Here is a 15980-nt window from a genome sequence, read left to right on the forward strand (position 1 = left end):
GGACAACCACCACGCCAAGATAAAACAGCGGTTCAATTTGGAAGCCCTTAACAAGCATCACGTAGTGCAGCGCCCCTAGAAGAGCTGCCGCATAGGTCAGCTTGTGCAACCGCGGCCAGGCACGACCCAGCCGCCGGACAGCGAAATTGTTGGAGGTCAAAGCCAGCGGAAGCATCAGGACAAAGCCCCCCATGCCAATGGTGATATAAGGGCGCTTGGCAATATCGCTGAGGATCTGGCCAATAATCTGAACGTCCAGCACCAGCCAAACCAGCAGATGGCAAGACACATAGAAGAAGCACAGCAGGCCGATCGACCGGCGGAACTTCATCAGGTTCAATCCCAGCAGCCGGCGCATCGGGGAAATGGAAAGCGTCAGGATCATCAGTTGCAGCGCCAGTTCGCCATATTCATGTTCCAGCGCCTTGATCGGCTCTACCCCCAGGCCGCCAGTGAGGCCGAGGTAAAAGAACCAGAACGCAGGCAGTGTCCCGAGCAGATAAACTGCCCAGACTGGAAAGCGGCGGAAAAGCTGATTTACCCTATCCATCACGCGGCTCCGGTCAGAAGTGCTGGGCAAGGTCCATCCCGTCATACAGGGCGGCGACTTCGTTCCCGTAGCCATTGAACATCAGCGTCGGCTGGCGCTTGGCGAACAGCCCGCCGCCAATGCGGCGTTCGCTGGCCTGGCTCCAGCGCGGATGCGAGACATCGGGGTTCACATTACTATAGAAGCCGTATTCCCGGCCATTGGCCATATTCCAGCTGGTCGGCGGCTCCTGATCCGTCAGGGTGATGCGTACGACAGACTTGATCGACTTGAAACCGTACTTCCATGGAACCACCAGCCGCAGCGGTGCGCCGTTCTGGTTGGGCAGCGGTTTACCGAAGATACCCGTTGCCATCATCGTCAGCGGGTTCATCGCCTCATCCAGGCGCAGGCCTTCGCGGTAGGGCCAGTCCAGCACCTTATAGGCGGTGCCCGGCATTTCAGATGGCCGGTACAGCGTCTCAAATGCAACGTATTTGGCGCCGTCCTGCACGCCTGCAAGGTTCAGCAAATCAGCAAGTTCGAATCCTTGCCAGGGCACCACCATGGACCAGGCCTCGACACAGCGGAAACGGTAGATACGCTCTTCCAGTGTCATTTCGCCCAGGATCTGCTCAAAGGAATAATCACCCGGCTTGTCCACCAGACCGTCAATCTTGACGCTCCAGGGCGTGGTGGTCATCCGGTCCGCGTATTTGGACGGGTCGCCTTTGCCGGTGCCGAACTCATAGAAGTTGCAGTAATTGGTCACTTCTTCCCAAGTATTGGGCTCCAACGCCGCCTCCGCGCGCACGCCAGTGCCCAGCGCCGCGGCCAGCCCGCTGCCTGCCAGCCCCGCCATGATCTGGCGGCGGTTCCAGAACGCAACCTCCGGGGTTGCATCTGCAAGGGTCAAATCATTGGTCCAGCGGCGCGCCATCTGCGTCTCCTGAGTTTACTGCTCCCTTTCAGGTAACGGTCCCGTGCGCAAAACCCAAAACATATCCTGTAACGACTGCGCGAGAGAACTGTAACGTTGCACAACCTTCTTCATTCCGCGTTAACAAAAGGAGCTTTCAGCGGCGCGGCGCCTGAACCGGCTATACGGAAACTTTCCGGTGGCGGTTGCCCCCGTCTCATGCAAAAAATGTAATATGTTAGCGCACGGCCCTGCAGGGCAGCGGGCGCGTGTCAGCAATCACCAGGGAGATGCCCGATGAAGATGTATGTAGTTGCAGCCGCCCTTGCCATCAGCACCGGCACGGCTGCGGCGCAGGACATGGTGAGCTACACCACCCCCCTGCCCTTTGATGACGTAACCTTCGGGCTTGAAAGCGCCATCACCAACCGGGGCCTGCGGATCGACCACATCAGCCATGTGGGCGACATGCTGGAACGCACCCGCGCCGATGTCGGCTCGGATATTGTGCTGTTTGAGCATGCGCAGGTCTTTTCTTTCTGCTCCGCCAAACTGTCGCGCCAGGTGATGGAGGCCAATCCAATGAACATCACCTTCTGCCCCTATGACATATTCGTCGCTCAGACCCCCGGCGCAGATGACGTCACCATTGGCTTCCGCGCTTTCCCCGAGGGCGAGATGCAGGTGATCCACGATCTAGTGGACGGCATCGTGCAGGAGGCGATTGAGGAGTAAGCTCCGGAGTACCCCTGGCTGCAAAATTTCCCGCTGCACTGCCTGCGTGATTTCACTATGCTGGCCGGAAACTGAAATTCCGGCACGGGCAGACCATGATGAAATCCCTTTTTGCTTACCTGATGATGCTGGCAGCCGCCACGCTGGCTGGCTGCGCCACCGGCCCTACGGCGACCAAGAACGATGTCCAAGAACTCTCGCTGGCGCTGCAAACCCTGGATCCGAAAGTGGACCCGGTTGAGGCCCGCCGCGCAGCCGAGATCGCCTACAGCTACTCCGCCAGGCTGGCCGAGCAGTATAATGTCACCACCTCGCCGATCCTGCACAACACGATGGTGAACACCGGGGTCAAGGACCGCGGCCTTTGCGTGCATTACGCCGAGGACATGCAGGCGCGGCTTAGCCAGGAGAACTTCCAGACGCTCTCGATGCTGCGCGCCATTGCCGAACCTAAAAACGATTTCCGCATCGACCACAGCACTGCGGTGATCGCGGCCAAAGGCGACGGAATAAATGAGGGCATCGTGCTTGACCCCTGGCGCTATGGCGGCAAGCTGTTCTGGTCCTCCACTACCGAGGACGGACGCTACAATTGGGAACCCCGCCTTCAGGTCCTGCGCCGCAAATATGAACGGCGGGTGGCCAAGGACGCGGTCGCACAGTGAAGCTGCACCCCTGGGACTACGGGTCAGCTGCGGCAATAGCCGCCCGGAACTGACCCGGGGTCATTCCGAACTGCTTCTTAAATGCGCTGATAAAGTGGGACGTGCTGTCATAGCCGACGGCCAGCCCGATGCCGGTGACCGCCTCCCTGGTGTTTTCCAGCAGCCCTTTGGCCTGATCCAGCTTGCGTTGCTTGCGCCATTGCGCTGGTGACGCACCGAAAATACGCCGGAACTCCCGGTTGAATGTCGGAACAGAGCGACCGGACAAGGCAGCAAGGTCGCCAGTTTGCAAATCGTGATCCTGAAACGCCCTGGCCACATAAGCGACTGAGCGATGGTGCTGCGTGCTGAGACTGCCTGCAAGCGTGTTCGCCAGCTTGCTGCGGTCATGCAGCACCGCAAGCAGCATAATCAGCTCAATCAGTTTCAAACGCACAAGATCCGCGTCCACCTGCAGGTCGCCGTAAACCTCGGCGACACCGCTCATAAACGCGGCCAGCCTCTGGCTTGCAGGCACGGTTTCCAGGCCTGCAGGCTCCCCAACCCTCCCGCCTCCCAAACGTGCGAGCGCATCGCGGACCAGCGCGGGTGCCAGGAAAATCATCACCGCCTCAAGCGGGCCGTCCTGGCAGCGGAAATCCGACTGCAACCGCACATTCGGCGGAATGATAACCAGTTCGCCCGCCTGGATTTCGGTGCAGATGCCGTCCGCATCGAAAAACCGTTCCCGGCCCTTCAGCAAATAGCAGATGCAAGTCTCGCTGGAGACAAACTCCAGTTCCCTCAAATCCGCATGCAGCTCCTTATGCATCAGCCGCCCGTGCCGGCTCGACAGAATTTCGCGCGTAAAGGAAAAGGCTTTCAATGCATCGGGAATAACGATCAGCTGACTTCGGGCATGTGTCACGCGGCGGCTCCATCAGGTTGCCGGTACGGGCTGCCATTGCTCACCCGTGTTTGCAATTGCAGAAACCTAACCAGGGTTTCTGATCGGATTGCAATACTATTGATCGGGTTACGTTAGCGGACCGCTATCATCCCAGCCATGAACTGCGCATCGAGAGAAAAAAGGAGATCCCGATGAGCATCTGGGTAACGCTTGAAATGGAAGTACTGGAAGGGCGGTTTGCAGAACTGGAACCCTTCCTTGCGGACCGCCTTCCTGCTGTACGCGGCTTTGACGGCGCACTGTCGGTCACACTCTATTATGATGACGAAACCCGCGGCCTGCTGATTGTTGAGGAATGGCTCTCAAAACAGCACCACGCCGCCTACATTCAGGCGATTTCAGAAAACGGTGTCCTCGCCAGCCTGGCCGCCTTCATGACCGCGCCGCCAGAGGTTCGTTACTACAAAAGGCTGGTGATCTGATGGCAAGCTGTTCCATAGGCATTTCACGCCGCACGGCCCTTAGCTGCACAGCCGCAGCCGCCGCGGCGGCCTGCCTCTCGCCGGTATTTGCCGCAACGGCACCGGCAGAGATACGGTTCCATACCGTAAAGCTCCGCAAATCCGGCACCGCTGAATACCTTCTGGGCATGCGCCGCAACCCGTCGTCACTCAGTCAACTGGTACTGGAGAATGAGGACTTTTGCCTGATCCTGGCGGGTGAACGCACCCGAACGGGCGCGCGCCGTTTGGAACTATAGCGTTCCCCCTTTCCTGACAAAGGCCCGCCATCGCTGGCGGGCCTTCCTCGTTGCTTTTCCTCAATGCACCACGGCATCGTCAGGCTTGGGCCGGTCTGACGTCCCCAGCCGGTCGCCGATAATCAGCCCCTCGCTGCCAGCCGAGACCGGGACAGTGTCGCCGTCCTTGACCTCGCCGCCCAGCAGGGCCTCGGCGAGCGGGTTTTGCAGGGCGCGCTGGATCACCCGCTTCAGCGGACGGGCACCAAACACCGGGTCATAGCCCTCATCCGCCAGCCAGGTCTTGGCCGCCTCGTCCAGCTCCAGCGCGATCTTGCGCGCCGCCAGCCGCTTCAGCAGCCGCGCCAGCTGGATTTCGACAATGCCGTCCATATCCGCCCGCGCCAAACGGTCAAAGATGATGGTCTCATCCAGACGGTTCAGGAACTCGGGCCGGAAATGCGCCCGGACCGCATCCATCACATCACGCCGCGCGTCCGAGGCATCCGCGCCTTCGGGCAGCTGGCTGAGCGCCTGCGCGCCCAGGTTCGAGGTCAGAATGATCAGCGTCTGCTTGAAATCCACGGTACGGCCCTGCCCGTCGGTCAGCATGCCGTCGTCCAAGACCTGCAGAAGCACGTTGAACACATCCGGATGCGCCTTTTCGACCTCGTCGAACAGCACCACCTGATAGGGGCGGCGGCGCACCGCTTCGGTCAGCACACCGCCCTCGTCATAGCCGACATAGCCCGGCGGCGCACCGATCAGCCGGGCGACCGAGTGTTTCTCCATGAACTCGGACATATCAACGCGCACCATCGCGTGCTCGTCGTCAAACAGGAAGCCGGCAACCGCCTTGGTCAGTTCGGTCTTACCCACGCCGGTCGGCCCAAGAAACAGGAACGACCCCAGCGGCCGGTTCTCGTCATTCAGCCCGCGCGCGCCCGGCGCACCGCATTGGCCACTGCGGTCACCGCAGTGTTTTGACCGATCACCCGGCGGTGCAGATCATCTTCCATGCGCAGCAGCTTCTCGCGCTCGCCCTCCAGCATCTTGGAGGTCGGAATACCGGTCCAACGCTCCACAACAGCCGCGATCTGCTCCGGCCGCACGGCCTCTTCGACCATCAGGCCCTTTTCTTCGCGGCTCTCGGCATCGGACAGCTGCTTTTCCAGCCCCGGAATAACGCCATAAGACAGCTCTCCCGCCTTGGCGAGGTTGCCTTCCCGCTTGGCTATGTCCAGGTCGGCGCGGGCACGGTCCAGTTGCTCTTTCAGGTCGCGAGCCCCTGCCAGCTTGTCCCGTTCCGACTGCCATTGAGCGGTCATCTCGGCCGACTGCTCCTGCAGGTCCGACAGTTCCTTCTGCAGCGTCGTTAACCGGTCCTTGGAGGCCGCGTCGTCCTCAAGCTTCAGCGCCTCTTCCTCGATCTGCATCTGCAGGATCTGCCGGTCCAGCGCATCCAATTCTTCGGGCTTGGAATCCACCTGCATGCGCAAGCGGCTGGCGGCCTCGTCCATCAGGTCGATGGCCTTGTCCGGCAAAAAGCGGTCGGTGATGTAGCGGTTCGACAATGTCGCCGCCGCAACCAAGGCCGCATCGGCAATCCGCACCCCGTGGTGCAGCTCATACTTCTCCTTGATGCCGCGCAGAATCGAAACCGTGTCCTCCACCGTCGGCTCGGTCACCATTACCGGCTGGAACCGGCGGGCCAGCGCCGCGTCCTTCTCCACATATTTGCGGTATTCATCCAGCGTGGTCGCGCCAACGCAGTGCAGCTCGCCGCGCGCAAGGGCGGGCTTGATCAGATTGGCGGCATCCATCGCGCCGTCGGATTTGCCGGCGCCGACCAGCGTGTGCATCTCGTCGATGAACAGAATGATCTCACCCGCGGCTTCGGTCACTTCTGTCAGCACCGCCTTCAGGCGCTCCTCAAACTCGCCGCGGTACTTCGCACCGGCAATCAGCGCGCCCATATCCAGCGACAGCAGCTTCTTGTCACGCAAAGACTCCGGCACATCGCCGTTGATGATGCGCAGCGCCATGCCCTCGGCAATCGCGGTCTTACCCACGCCCGGCTCACCGATCAGCACCGGATTGTTCTTGGTCCGGCGTGACAGCACCTGCATCGAACGGCGGATCTCCTCATCCCGCCCGATGATCGGGTCGATCTTTCCCTCCCGCGCCGCCTCGGTCAGGTCACGGGCGTATTTCTTCAGCGCATCATAGCCTTCCTCAGCAGTGGCTGAGTCAGCGGTGCGTCCTTTGCGGATATCATTGATCGCCTCATTCAGCTTCTGCGCAGAGACGGCGCCGGCTTCCAGGGCGTCCTTCGCCTTGGACTTCACCATGCACAGCGCCATCAGCAGCCGCTCAACCGGCACAAAGCTGTCGCCTGCCTTCCCGGCAATCTTGGCAGCCTCGTCCAGCACCTTGGCAGTCTGACCGTCCAAATAGATCTGCGCCGCATCTCCGCTTACCTTCGCCTGCTTGGCGACAGCAGCCTCGACGGCCTCAACCACGCGCGCCGGTGCGCCGCCCGCGCGGGAGATCAGGTTGCTCGCCAGCCCCTGATCATCATCCATCAATGCTTTCAGAATGTGCTCCGGCACCAGCCGCTGGTGCCCCTCGCGCATCGCAATCGTCTGCGCCGCCTGCACGAAACCGCGTGCACGCTCAGTGAACTTGTTCAAGTCCATCTTGCTCTCCTTTATCAAGCGCCCGATGTTTGGCAGCGCCCGCCCTGCGGCACGCCCCTGTCCGGGCCTCAAGGTTCAATGTGGGAAGCAAACCAGCCGCTTCAAGATCATTAAACACCGAAAAGATGAGCAAATCCCTGACCTGCGTCAACTTCGCCTGGCCGCCACAGGAGCGACCGCGCCGCGGCGACGCGGCGCCGGGCCCAAAACTGTAATCTGTCCCCGCACGGGGACAGCTTCAGTTGCGGGAGCCCCGTCTGCACCTTGCCCAACCGAAGCCCCTTGCGTATGAAACGCCAGTTTCACGCCAAATCCGCCAAGAGTAAGGACCGTCCCATGACCCACCCCCGCGCGCCGACGACCGTCTGATTGTTGCCATGGATGTCCCCAATGCGCTGAATGGCCTGAAGCTGGCCGAACAGCTGGGAGATGCGGTCTCCTTCTACAAGATCGGCCTAGGTATGCTGACCGGCGGCGGGCTGGCGCTGGCAAATGAGCTGAAGCAGGAGCACGGCAAGCGTATTTTCCTCGACATGAAACTGTTCGACATCGGCGCCACCGTGGAAAATGCGGTGCGCGGCCTGGCCCAGTTCGATCTCGACTTCCTCACCGTGCATGGCGACCCTTACGTTGTGCAGGCGGCCAAGGAAGGCGCTGCCGGCAAAGACCTCAAGATCCTCGCCGTCACCATCCTCACCTCACTGGACCGCCAGGACCTGAACGGCGCTCTGATCAAAGAGGGTGCGGTGCAGGATCTGGTACTGGAACGCGCAGGCAATGCCTTTGCCGCCGGCGCCGACGGGGTTATCGCCAGCCCGCAGGAAGCGGCCCTGATCCGTGCCCTGCCCGAAGCCGAAGGCAAGCTGATCGTCACCCCCGGCGTCCGCCCTGCCGGTGCCGACCTCGGCGATCAAAAACGGGTCGCGACACCTGCGAGCGCTATTGCTGACGGTGCCGACCATATCGTTGTTGGCCGTCCAATCTGGCAGGCAAACAGCCCCCGCGCCGCGGCTGAAGCCATCCTGGCTGAGCTGGCCGGCGTGCGGATGTAACACCGAACAGTCTCGGCCTGCCTGCGCTGCGAACAGTGCAGGCGCCTTCTTGCCCAAAAATTAGGCAGAAATAAATCTTTTGCTCTATGCACAATCCGCCAGTGGGAGCCATGGTTCAAAAGTATAGTGACGCTACGTCAAACACTTCATTTCACTGAGAAATCCGCCGAGAGTGCCAAAATCTGCGCCAAATTGCCCTGTGCCTTCAAAAGCACACCACACAGCTCCGCAAACTCTGCCCGCTGCCGTGGACTTTGCGAATTACCGCCGACTGAGCGATTCTAGGACTTGAGACACTCCCCAGACGGGCTTTTCTTCCTGAGACCCGTCACCTCCCCCGCTAGTTAGCGGGGGATCTTTCTTTCAGCCCCATGCAGACCGCCCACTCCGCAAGGCAGCGCCTTAGCCGTCCGGCAGGATGCGGCACCGCCAAAGAGTGCCCGCTGCAGGTATCCGGCGGCATCAGCGCCCATCCCTGCCCCTCATCTCCGAACTTCACCTGTCCGGCTGCAGCACTAGGCCAACTTCTTCCCGGGTCTCCCGCAGCGTGCATACTTCGGGGCGTTCCTTCCACACGCGCCCGCCGCCCGGCAGGTCTCAGTGCCCAGGGCGTGGAATATCCAGCGTGTCATCACGCAGGATGACACGCAGCTCCCGGCCCAGAAACAAGGCCACTTTCACGCCGGAAAAAATTTCTCGCCCTAGTGCCATGATCTGTCGCTTGGCGCCCCGCCACGCTAAAGACAAGCCTTCCGCCGCAAGCTAGACTTGCCGTTCCAGTCATTCAGCCACTTGCCCCGCCATGTATGCCCTTTGCCGAGACTGTCTGAAAGAAACCCCCGCCGCCCGGCGCTGTCCGCATTGCGGCAGCCCGCGGATCAAGGCGCATGCAGAGCTGTTTTCCCTCACCATCGCCCATATGGACTGCGATGCCTTTTATGCCAGCGTCGAAAAGCGCGACAATCCAGAACTGGCCGCCAAGCCGGTGATCATCGGGGGCGGCAAACGCGGTGTGGTCTCCACCGCCTGCTACGTCGCCCGCATCCGCGGAGTGCGCTCGGCCATGCCAACGTTCCAGGCCTTGAAACTTTGCCCCGATGCGGTGTTCATCAAACCGCGGATGAGCGTCTACGTCGAGGTCAGCCGCGAAATCCGCAAGATGATGAACGAGCTCACCCCGGAGGTGGAACCGCTGTCGCTGGATGAAGCCTTCATGGACCTCAGCGGCACCGAAAAACTGCACGGTGCGCCGCCCGCCGTGATGCTGGCCCGGCTGGTCAAACGGATGAAGGACGAATTGGGCGTCACCGGTTCCATCGGTCTGTCACATAATAAGTTCCTGGCCAAAGTTGCTTCCGACCTCGACAAACCGCGCGGGTTCTCGGTGATTGGCAAGGCAGAAACTGGTGATTTCCTGCGCGAAAAACCGGTGCGGCTGATTTGGGGCATCGGCCCCGCCGCCCAGGCAAGTCTGGAAAAGGCGGGCATCCGCACATTCTCGGACCTTTTGCGTTGGGACCGCGAGGCCCTGCACAGCCGCTTCGGCTCCATGGGGGACCGGCTCTGGCACCTGGCCCGCGGCCAGGACCGGCGCCGGGTTTCGGCCAATGCCCCCGTTAAATCAATTTCCAAAGAAACCACGTTTTTTGAAGACACCGCCAGCATAGACATTCTGGATGGTCATCTGTGGCGGCTTGCAGAACAGGTTTCCGACCGTGCCAAGGCGCGGGAACTTGCAGGCCGGGTTGTCACTCTCAAACTGAAACGCGCCAATCATTCCGCATTGACCCGGCGGTTGACACTGCGCAGCCCCACCCAGATCGCCGACCGCATTTACCGCACCGCACGCAACCTTTTGGACCAGGCGGGTGACCAAGGACCCTACCGGCTGCTGGGCTGCGGCATCTCTGAGCTCGTGCCCGAGTCGCAAGCCGACGAAACCGGCGACCTGCTGGATCCGCAGGCTGGCAAGCGGGCGGAGGCGGAACGCGCCACCGATGCCATCCGCAAGCGATTTGGTGATAGCGCGATTCTGAAAGGCCGCGCGTTGCGCTGAGCCGCGCAGGCGTTTTCTTCTTACTCCGCCGCCAGCGGCAGTTCCTCACGCCCAATCGCCGCAATCTCGGCAATCACTTGGCGCAACAGCTGCTGCAGCGGTTCAAAGTTCCCGTTGGGCCGGATTTTAGCTTCATCCATATACAATGCCCGGTCTATTTCGATCTGAACCGCGTGCTGCCGCCGCGATGGGCGACCATAGGTCTGGGCGATATAGGCACCGGCAAACGGCGTGTTGCGGGCAACGTTCAGCCCGGCCGCAGCAAAGGCAGCCTCGATCCGGTCCACAACGCTGCTATCGGCTGCGGCGCCGAAGCGGTCGCCCAGCACCACCTCGGGTTTGCCGCCCTTGCACGGAACCATGGTGTCGATCGCCTCATGCGGCATCGAATGGCAATCGACCAGGATCGCTTGGCCGAAATGCTGATGCGCCTGCTCCAGAAGCCCCTTCAGCGCCTGGTGGTAGGGGTGCCAGCAGCATCTGATCCGCTGCTCTGCTTCCGTCGCCGGCAGTTTGCCGCGGTAAATGGCACGGCCATTGGCCACCACCCGGGGAATCACCCCAAGGCCGGACGCCACCCGCGGATTCTGCCCGCGCCGCTGCACCCCTTCGATCACCGCCGGATCCAGCTCATCCGGAGACCGGTTCAGATCCAGGTAGGCACGCGGTTTGACTGCCATCAGCAGCGGTGATCCAAACTCTGGCGCGGCCTTAAACAACCGGTCGACAAAGGCGTCCTCCGAGCTGCGGATCTCTTTTCGCCCCAGAATCGACTGGGCCAGAAAGGAATCGGAATAGTCTGTGCCGCTGTGCGGAGAGGCAAAAACCACGGCGGACGCCAGTTTCTGCGGTGAAATCACGGAAAACGCTGTATCAGGCATCCTTGCTCCGGTGCTTCTTGTGCAAGAAACAGCATATCGCGGAAATTTCTGCGGTCAAAAGCTCTTGCACCCCTGAGCGACTCTATTTATAGACCCCCTCACCGGCGCGGCACCCCGCGCCCCTTTCACTTCTAAGGGGCAGGACGGCGCGCAGGCCAGAGTGGGCGATTAGCTCAGCGGTAGAGCACTTCGTTGACATCGAAGGGGTCACAAGTTCGATCCTTGTATCGCCCACCATTCATTCACGGCTTCGGCTCCGGCCAGGCCACCCGCTAACCCAGGCGCTGGTTCGCGCCGCAGACAAGGAGAGAGACCATGAAGGTCAAGAACTCGCTCCGTTCGCTGAAGAACCGGCACCGCGATTGCCGGGTTGTGCGCCGCAAGGGCCGCGTTTACGTGATCAACAAGACCCAGCGCAAGTTCAAAGCGCGCCAGGGCTAAGATCCGACACAGCGACACGCAGAAAACCGCATCATTTGATGCGGTTTTTTTGCGTTTGGCAACTGCGGTTTCCAGAAAAGGCACAGGCAAACGCTCCCGCACCCGCAGATCCCCCGGCCAAAACCGGGCGAATCTTCGCGGCCTTGGGCATGGCACCGCGCATGGCGCGGTGCCATGCCCAACCGAAGCGGACTTTGCCAGAAGTCCGGCGACGGGCGGGAGCGCGCCCCGGCATCTGCCCCTGCTCTTTAGCTCCTGCCCGCCTGCTCTCAGTTGCCGCCAGTCCAGGCCGAGAATTCACCAAGTGATTCAGTCGGAAATTCATTGCATCTTCTGCCAATTGCTTTAATTGACTATTTCAGTCGGAATAAAAGCCACAGAAGAACGGGACACCCAATGCTGAAAGCCACCACCGTACTGGCCGGCGCCCTGACCGCTGCCATTGCCACCTCGGCTGCCGCCGAAGGCGAGCTGAACATCTATTCGTCGCGCCACTATGACACCGACGAACAGCTCTATTCGGAATTCGAAGCGGCCACCGGCATCACCATCAACCGCATCGAAGGCAACGCGGACGAGCTGATCGCCCGGATGAACGCAGAAGGCGAGAATTCCCCTGCTGACATCCTGATCACCGTCGACACCTCGCGCCTGACGCGCGCCAAGGACGCCGGTGTGCTGCAAAGCATCAAAAGCGATGTACTGGAAGCCCGCGTGCCCGCCTATCTGCAGGACGAGGACAATCAGTGGTTCGGTTTCAGCCAACGCTCACGGATCATCTTCTATGACAAGGATGAAGTGGCTGACCCGCCGCTCACCTATCTGGATCTGGCAGACCCCGCCTACAAAGGCCTGGTCTGCATCCGCTCTTCCAAGAACACATACAACCAGACCCTTTTGGCCTCGATCGTGACTCACCACGGCACCGAAAAAGCCCGGGAATGGGCTGAGGGCGTCGTCGCCAACATGGCCCGCGACCCGCAGGGCGGCGACACTGACCAGATGCGCGGCATCATCTCGGGCGAATGCGATATCGCGGTGGCCAACACCTACTACTTCGCACGTTCGATCCGAAAAAACGTCAAGGGTATCTCGGACGGCCGCGATCAGATCGGCTGGCTGTTTCCCTCGCAGAATACAGAAGGCGCGCATATGAATCTCTCGGGCGGCGGTGTGGCGGCCCATGCGCCGAACAAGGAAAACGCCGTCCAATTCCTGGAATATCTCGCCGGTGATTCCGCCCAAGCGTATTTCTCGGCCGGGAATGACGAATACCCGGCGGTGCCCGGTGTCGGTCTGGCCCCCTCGATCGCAGCGCTTGGCCACTTCAAACCGGATGACGTGAGCCTTTCGGACGTTGCCAAGAATCTTCCCGAAGCACAGAAGATCTTTAACAACGTTGGCTGGAAGTAAGTCCAGCCGTCAGCCAACACGTAAAAAGCGCGGCTTGGACCGCGCTTTTTTTTGCAGCGACCGGTTCCCCAGAAACACACTGGCACGTCCCTTGACGAAAGATTGAAGCTGACCGAGCTTTTGCTAGACCCGTTCGGGCCACCGGCCTATAGATTCCCGCATCTTGAATTTCGGGGGGAATCATGCAGTCGAGAGCTTTCCGCGCTCTGGAGGAACAGAGCGTATGAACCGGTTGCCGGTAACGATAATCAGCGGCTATCTGGGCGCTGGCAAGACCACGTTAATCAACCGCCTTTTAGCCGAAGACCACGGATTGAAACTGACCGTGATCGTGAATGATTTTGGTGCAATCAACATTGATGACACCCTGATCCAGGACACCGCTGGGGGTACGATTGCTCTCACCAATGGCTGTGCCTGCTGCACCATGGGCGATGACCTGTCTCTCGCGTTGCGCGACATCCTGAACCGTCCGGACCGTCCGGATCATCTGATTATCGAGGCCAGCGGTATTTCCGACCCGGTCGCCATAGCCAATTCGGTTCTGAATGAAATCGGGCTGAGTTATGGCGGCATCGTCACTCTGGTGGATGCAGAGAATGCCGGAACCCTGCTGAGCGACCCGCTGGTTGCACCGCAGGCGGAGCAGCAAATCCGCGCCGCTGATCTGGTGATCGTCTCCAAATGCGATGGCATGAACCAGACGGTCTCCGCCCTGCTGGCGAAGGCCGGCGCCCGCACTCCTACCGTGCTGAATGGATCGCCCGTGGCCGAGCTGCTGTTCGACGTGGTGCCGCTGCCCAAGGGCACCGCTGTTGCCGCACATCCCGCCTATACCACCTGGCAGCACCGCAGCAGCGATGTGCTGGACCGCCGCGCACTGGGCAACAAGCTGGCGGCCCGGCCTGCGGGGCTTTACCGGATGAAAGGCTTTGTGCTGACCTCCGGAGGCGCATATGAGCTGCATGTAGTTGGCCGGCATGTTGAAGCCAAACGCTGTGAGGCTGAGGAAACCGTGCTGGTGGGCTTGGGTCCGGCAAACCGGATTTCCCGCGACGAGATTGAGGCCTGGTGGGCAGCATAAGCTGCACCCGGGCCAAGAAAATTCAAATTTTCTTGGCAAGAATTTTCCATAATTCTTGCGCCTAGCGCCGCCGTCCCACCTGACGGCAGATCAGAATCACCGGCAGCAGCCCCACCGCCATGATCACCAGCGAAGGCACCGCGGCGCCTTCCAGCCGCTCATCCGCCGCCAGCCGGTGCGCCTGCACCGCCAGCGTGTCGAAATTGAACGGCCGCATTATCAGCGTCGCGGGCAGCTCCTTCATCACATCGACAAACACAATCAGCAGCGCGGTCAGCAGGCTGGGCGTCAGGATCGGCAGATGCACCCGGCGCAGCATCCCAAGCGGCCCCTGCCCCAAGGAGCGCGCCGCCGCATCCATGTTGGAATGCATCGTGGCCTGGCCGCCCTCATAAGCGCCAAGAGCGGCGGCCATGAAACGCACGCCGTAGGCCGCGACCAGCAGCCAGATCGACCCTGTCACCAGCAGCCCTGTGCGAATGCCGAAACTTTCCCGCATCCAGGCATCCAGCGCGTTGTCAAAGGCGGCAAAAGGCACGATCAGCCCCACCGCGATCACCCCGCCCGGCACCGCATAGCCCAGCCGCGCAAAATAGGCCGCGGTTGAGGACACCTGCCCGGGCCGCAGCCGCTGGTAAAAGCCAAGGCACACTGCGGCTGCCACGGTCAGAACTGCAGCAGTTGCCGCCAAAGTGATCGAGTTGGCAGTGAAATCGATATAGCGCCGGCTGAACAGGTTCTGCTCAGACTCAAAACTCATCAGGAACAGCACCGCCACAGGCAGTAAAAACCCCAGCACCACCGGCACCGCACAGAAGAAGGCTGCGACCGCCGCCTGGAGCCCCTTCAGCTCGGCCGGCGGCATCTGGTTATGATGCTTGCCCGCGTGATGATACTTCGCCCGCCCCCGTGTCGCCCGCTCCGCTACGGCGAGCGTCAGGGCAAAGCCCAACAGGCACAGAGCCAGCTGCGCCGCCCCGCCCCGGTCGCCCAGCGAAAACCAGCTGGTGTAAATCCCGGTGGCAAATGTCTGCACGCCGAAATAGGAGACCGTGCCGAAATCCGCGATGGTCTCCATCACTGCCAGCAGCACGCCCGAGGCAATCGCCGGCCGCGCCATCGGCAGGCTGACCATCCAGAATGCCTGCCAGGCGTTCTTGCCCAACGCCCGTGCCGCCAGAAAAGCGCCCGCGCTCTGCTGCAGAAACGCCGCCCGCGCCAGCAGGTAAACATAGGGGTAAAGCACCAGAACCAGCATCGCCGCTGCCCCGCCTGTGGAGCGGATCTCAGGGAACCAGTAGTCCCGCGGCCCCCAGCCGGTCACATCCCGCAGCGTGGCCTGCACGAAACCGGGATGGTCCAGAATATGGGTATAGGCATAGGCCAGAACATAGGCCGGAAACGCCAGCGGCAGGACCAGAGCGATTTCCAGAAACCGCGCGCCGGGAAAGCGCGTCATGGTCACCAGCCAGGCAGCACCGGTGCCGATTGCAAATGTGCCAAGCGCGACCAGCGCGACCAGTGCCAGTGTCGTCAGCGAATATCCCGGCAGCACCGTGGCCGCCAGATGGCTGATCGTCTCCGTCCCGCCGAATGCCGCCGCCAGAGCCACCGCCAGCATCGGCAGCACGCAAGACAGGGCCACCGCCCAGGCCAGAAAGGCAAAAACACCGCCGCGGCTCCTTCCACCGCTGCGGCGCCCGTAGGGGGCATACTTTATGGGGTCATTCGCGGCAGTCATTTTACGGCAGTCACAGGTCCGGCTGATGGTTCGCGTTGCCCTATTACGACTATTCCAGTCAGAAATTCCAGCCAGAAAGCACTGCTTGCGCTCTGCCTGCTTGCGGAACAGTAAACGGGCGCCTGATGCCGGCGCCC

At 61.2% G+C, this 15980-nt stretch carries 14 protein-coding genes, 1 tRNA gene and 2 pseudogenes (1 of these 17 cut by a window edge); 10 read left to right on the forward strand and 7 right to left on the reverse strand.

The genetic code is table 11. From position 1 onward, the window contains the following. Both msrQ and msrP read right to left on the reverse strand, forming a co-directional pair. A protein-coding gene (gene msrQ / locus ETW23_RS18955; RefSeq protein WP_134830917.1) for a protein-methionine-sulfoxide reductase heme-binding subunit MsrQ crosses the window boundary here: on the reverse strand, positions 1 to 550 show its 5' portion. The gene continues 74 nt to the left of window position 1, outside the view; 550 of the gene's 624 nt are visible here — the first part of the coding sequence; its start codon is at positions 548 to 550; the stop codon falls past the left edge of the window. A 13-nt stretch (positions 551 to 563) separates the two neighbouring features. Continuing rightward, positions 564 to 1469 (reverse strand): protein-methionine-sulfoxide reductase catalytic subunit MsrP, encoded by a 906-nt coding sequence (msrP, locus tag ETW23_RS18960; RefSeq protein ID WP_134830918.1) that lies wholly within the window; start codon positions 1467 to 1469, stop codon positions 564 to 566. 276 nt (positions 1470 to 1745) lie between these two features. On the opposite strand from msrP, the gene ETW23_RS18965 reads away from it, so the two are divergent. Both ETW23_RS18965 and ETW23_RS18970 read left to right on the forward strand, forming a co-directional pair. Next, complete coding sequence (locus tag ETW23_RS18965) at positions 1746 to 2183, forward strand: DUF302 domain-containing protein (RefSeq protein WP_134830919.1); 438 nt, start codon at positions 1746 to 1748, stop codon at positions 2181 to 2183. 98 nt (positions 2184 to 2281) lie between these two features. After that, positions 2282 to 2848 carry a hypothetical protein gene (locus tag ETW23_RS18970; protein WP_129372789.1) on the forward strand — a complete coding sequence of 189 codons (567 nt, stop codon included), beginning with the start codon at positions 2282 to 2284 and terminating at the stop codon, positions 2846 to 2848. Between the two features lie 16 nt (positions 2849 to 2864). On the opposite strand, the gene ETW23_RS18975 is transcribed toward ETW23_RS18970, so the two are convergent. After that, on the reverse strand, positions 2865 to 3755 hold the full coding sequence (locus ETW23_RS18975; protein ID WP_134830920.1) for an AraC family transcriptional regulator: 891 nt from the start codon (positions 3753 to 3755) through the stop codon (positions 2865 to 2867). Positions 3756 to 3928: 173 nt separating this feature from the next. Here ETW23_RS18975 and ETW23_RS18980 point away from each other — a divergent pair, with 173 nt between their 5' ends. After that, positions 3929 to 4219 carry an antibiotic biosynthesis monooxygenase gene (locus ETW23_RS18980; RefSeq protein WP_134830921.1) on the forward strand — a complete coding sequence of 97 codons (291 nt, stop codon included), beginning with the start codon at positions 3929 to 3931 and terminating at the stop codon, positions 4217 to 4219. Further along, positions 4219 to 4497 (forward strand): hypothetical protein, encoded by a 279-nt coding sequence (locus tag ETW23_RS18985; RefSeq protein ID WP_134830922.1) that lies wholly within the window; start codon positions 4219 to 4221, stop codon positions 4495 to 4497. The genes ETW23_RS18980 and ETW23_RS18985 overlap by 1 nt, the downstream gene beginning before the upstream one ends. Before the next feature lie 60 nt (positions 4498 to 4557). Here the strand turns inward: ETW23_RS18985 and clpB are convergent. Beyond that, a pseudogene (gene clpB, locus ETW23_RS18990) lies at positions 4558 to 7175 on the reverse strand (ATP-dependent chaperone ClpB). Between the two features lie 377 nt (positions 7176 to 7552). Here clpB and pyrF point away from each other — a divergent pair. After that, positions 7553 to 8227 carry an orotidine-5'-phosphate decarboxylase gene (pyrF, locus tag ETW23_RS18995; protein WP_134830923.1) on the forward strand — a complete coding sequence of 225 codons (675 nt, stop codon included), beginning with the start codon at positions 7553 to 7555 and terminating at the stop codon, positions 8225 to 8227. Positions 8228 to 8567: 340 nt separating this feature from the next. Here pyrF and ETW23_RS19000 read toward each other — a convergent pair. Further along, positions 8568 to 8938, reverse strand: a pseudogene (locus ETW23_RS19000) (NUDIX domain-containing protein). 91 nt (positions 8939 to 9029) lie between these two features. On the opposite strand from ETW23_RS19000, the gene ETW23_RS19005 reads away from it, so the two are divergent. Next, positions 9030 to 10283: a DNA polymerase IV gene (locus ETW23_RS19005; RefSeq protein WP_129369254.1), complete on the forward strand. Its 1254-nt coding sequence runs from the start codon at positions 9030 to 9032 to the stop codon at positions 10281 to 10283. Between the two features lie 20 nt (positions 10284 to 10303). Here ETW23_RS19005 and ETW23_RS19010 read toward each other — a convergent pair whose 3' ends face one another. After that, entirely contained in the window at positions 10304 to 11164 is an 861-nt protein-coding gene (locus ETW23_RS19010; protein ID WP_134830924.1) for an N-formylglutamate amidohydrolase, read from the reverse strand. Positions 11165 to 11326: 162 nt separating this feature from the next. Here ETW23_RS19010 and ETW23_RS19015 point away from each other — a divergent pair. From ETW23_RS19015 to ETW23_RS19030, 4 genes are all read left to right on the forward strand, one after another. Next, positions 11327 to 11401: transfer RNA gene (locus tag ETW23_RS19015), tRNA-Val, on the forward strand. A 78-nt stretch (positions 11402 to 11479) separates the two neighbouring features. Then, complete coding sequence (gene ykgO, locus ETW23_RS19020) at positions 11480 to 11605, forward strand: type B 50S ribosomal protein L36 (protein ID WP_005648635.1); 126 nt, start codon at positions 11480 to 11482, stop codon at positions 11603 to 11605. Positions 11606 to 12001: 396 nt separating this feature from the next. After that, complete coding sequence (locus ETW23_RS19025) at positions 12002 to 13018, forward strand: Fe(3+) ABC transporter substrate-binding protein (protein WP_134830925.1); 1017 nt, start codon at positions 12002 to 12004, stop codon at positions 13016 to 13018. Between the two features lie 223 nt (positions 13019 to 13241). Continuing rightward, positions 13242 to 14102 (forward strand): GTP-binding protein, encoded by an 861-nt coding sequence (locus ETW23_RS19030; RefSeq protein ID WP_134830926.1) that lies wholly within the window; start codon positions 13242 to 13244, stop codon positions 14100 to 14102. 61 nt (positions 14103 to 14163) lie between these two features. Here the strand turns inward: ETW23_RS19030 and ETW23_RS19035 are convergent, their stop codons facing one another. Beyond that, positions 14164 to 15843 (reverse strand): iron ABC transporter permease, encoded by a 1680-nt coding sequence (locus ETW23_RS19035; protein WP_129369250.1) that lies wholly within the window; start codon positions 15841 to 15843, stop codon positions 14164 to 14166. Between the last annotated feature and the right edge of the window lie 137 nt (positions 15844 to 15980).

The sequence above is a fragment of the Leisingera sp. NJS201 genome (assembly GCF_004535885.1).
Lineage (GTDB): Bacteria > Pseudomonadota > Alphaproteobacteria > Rhodobacterales > Rhodobacteraceae > Leisingera.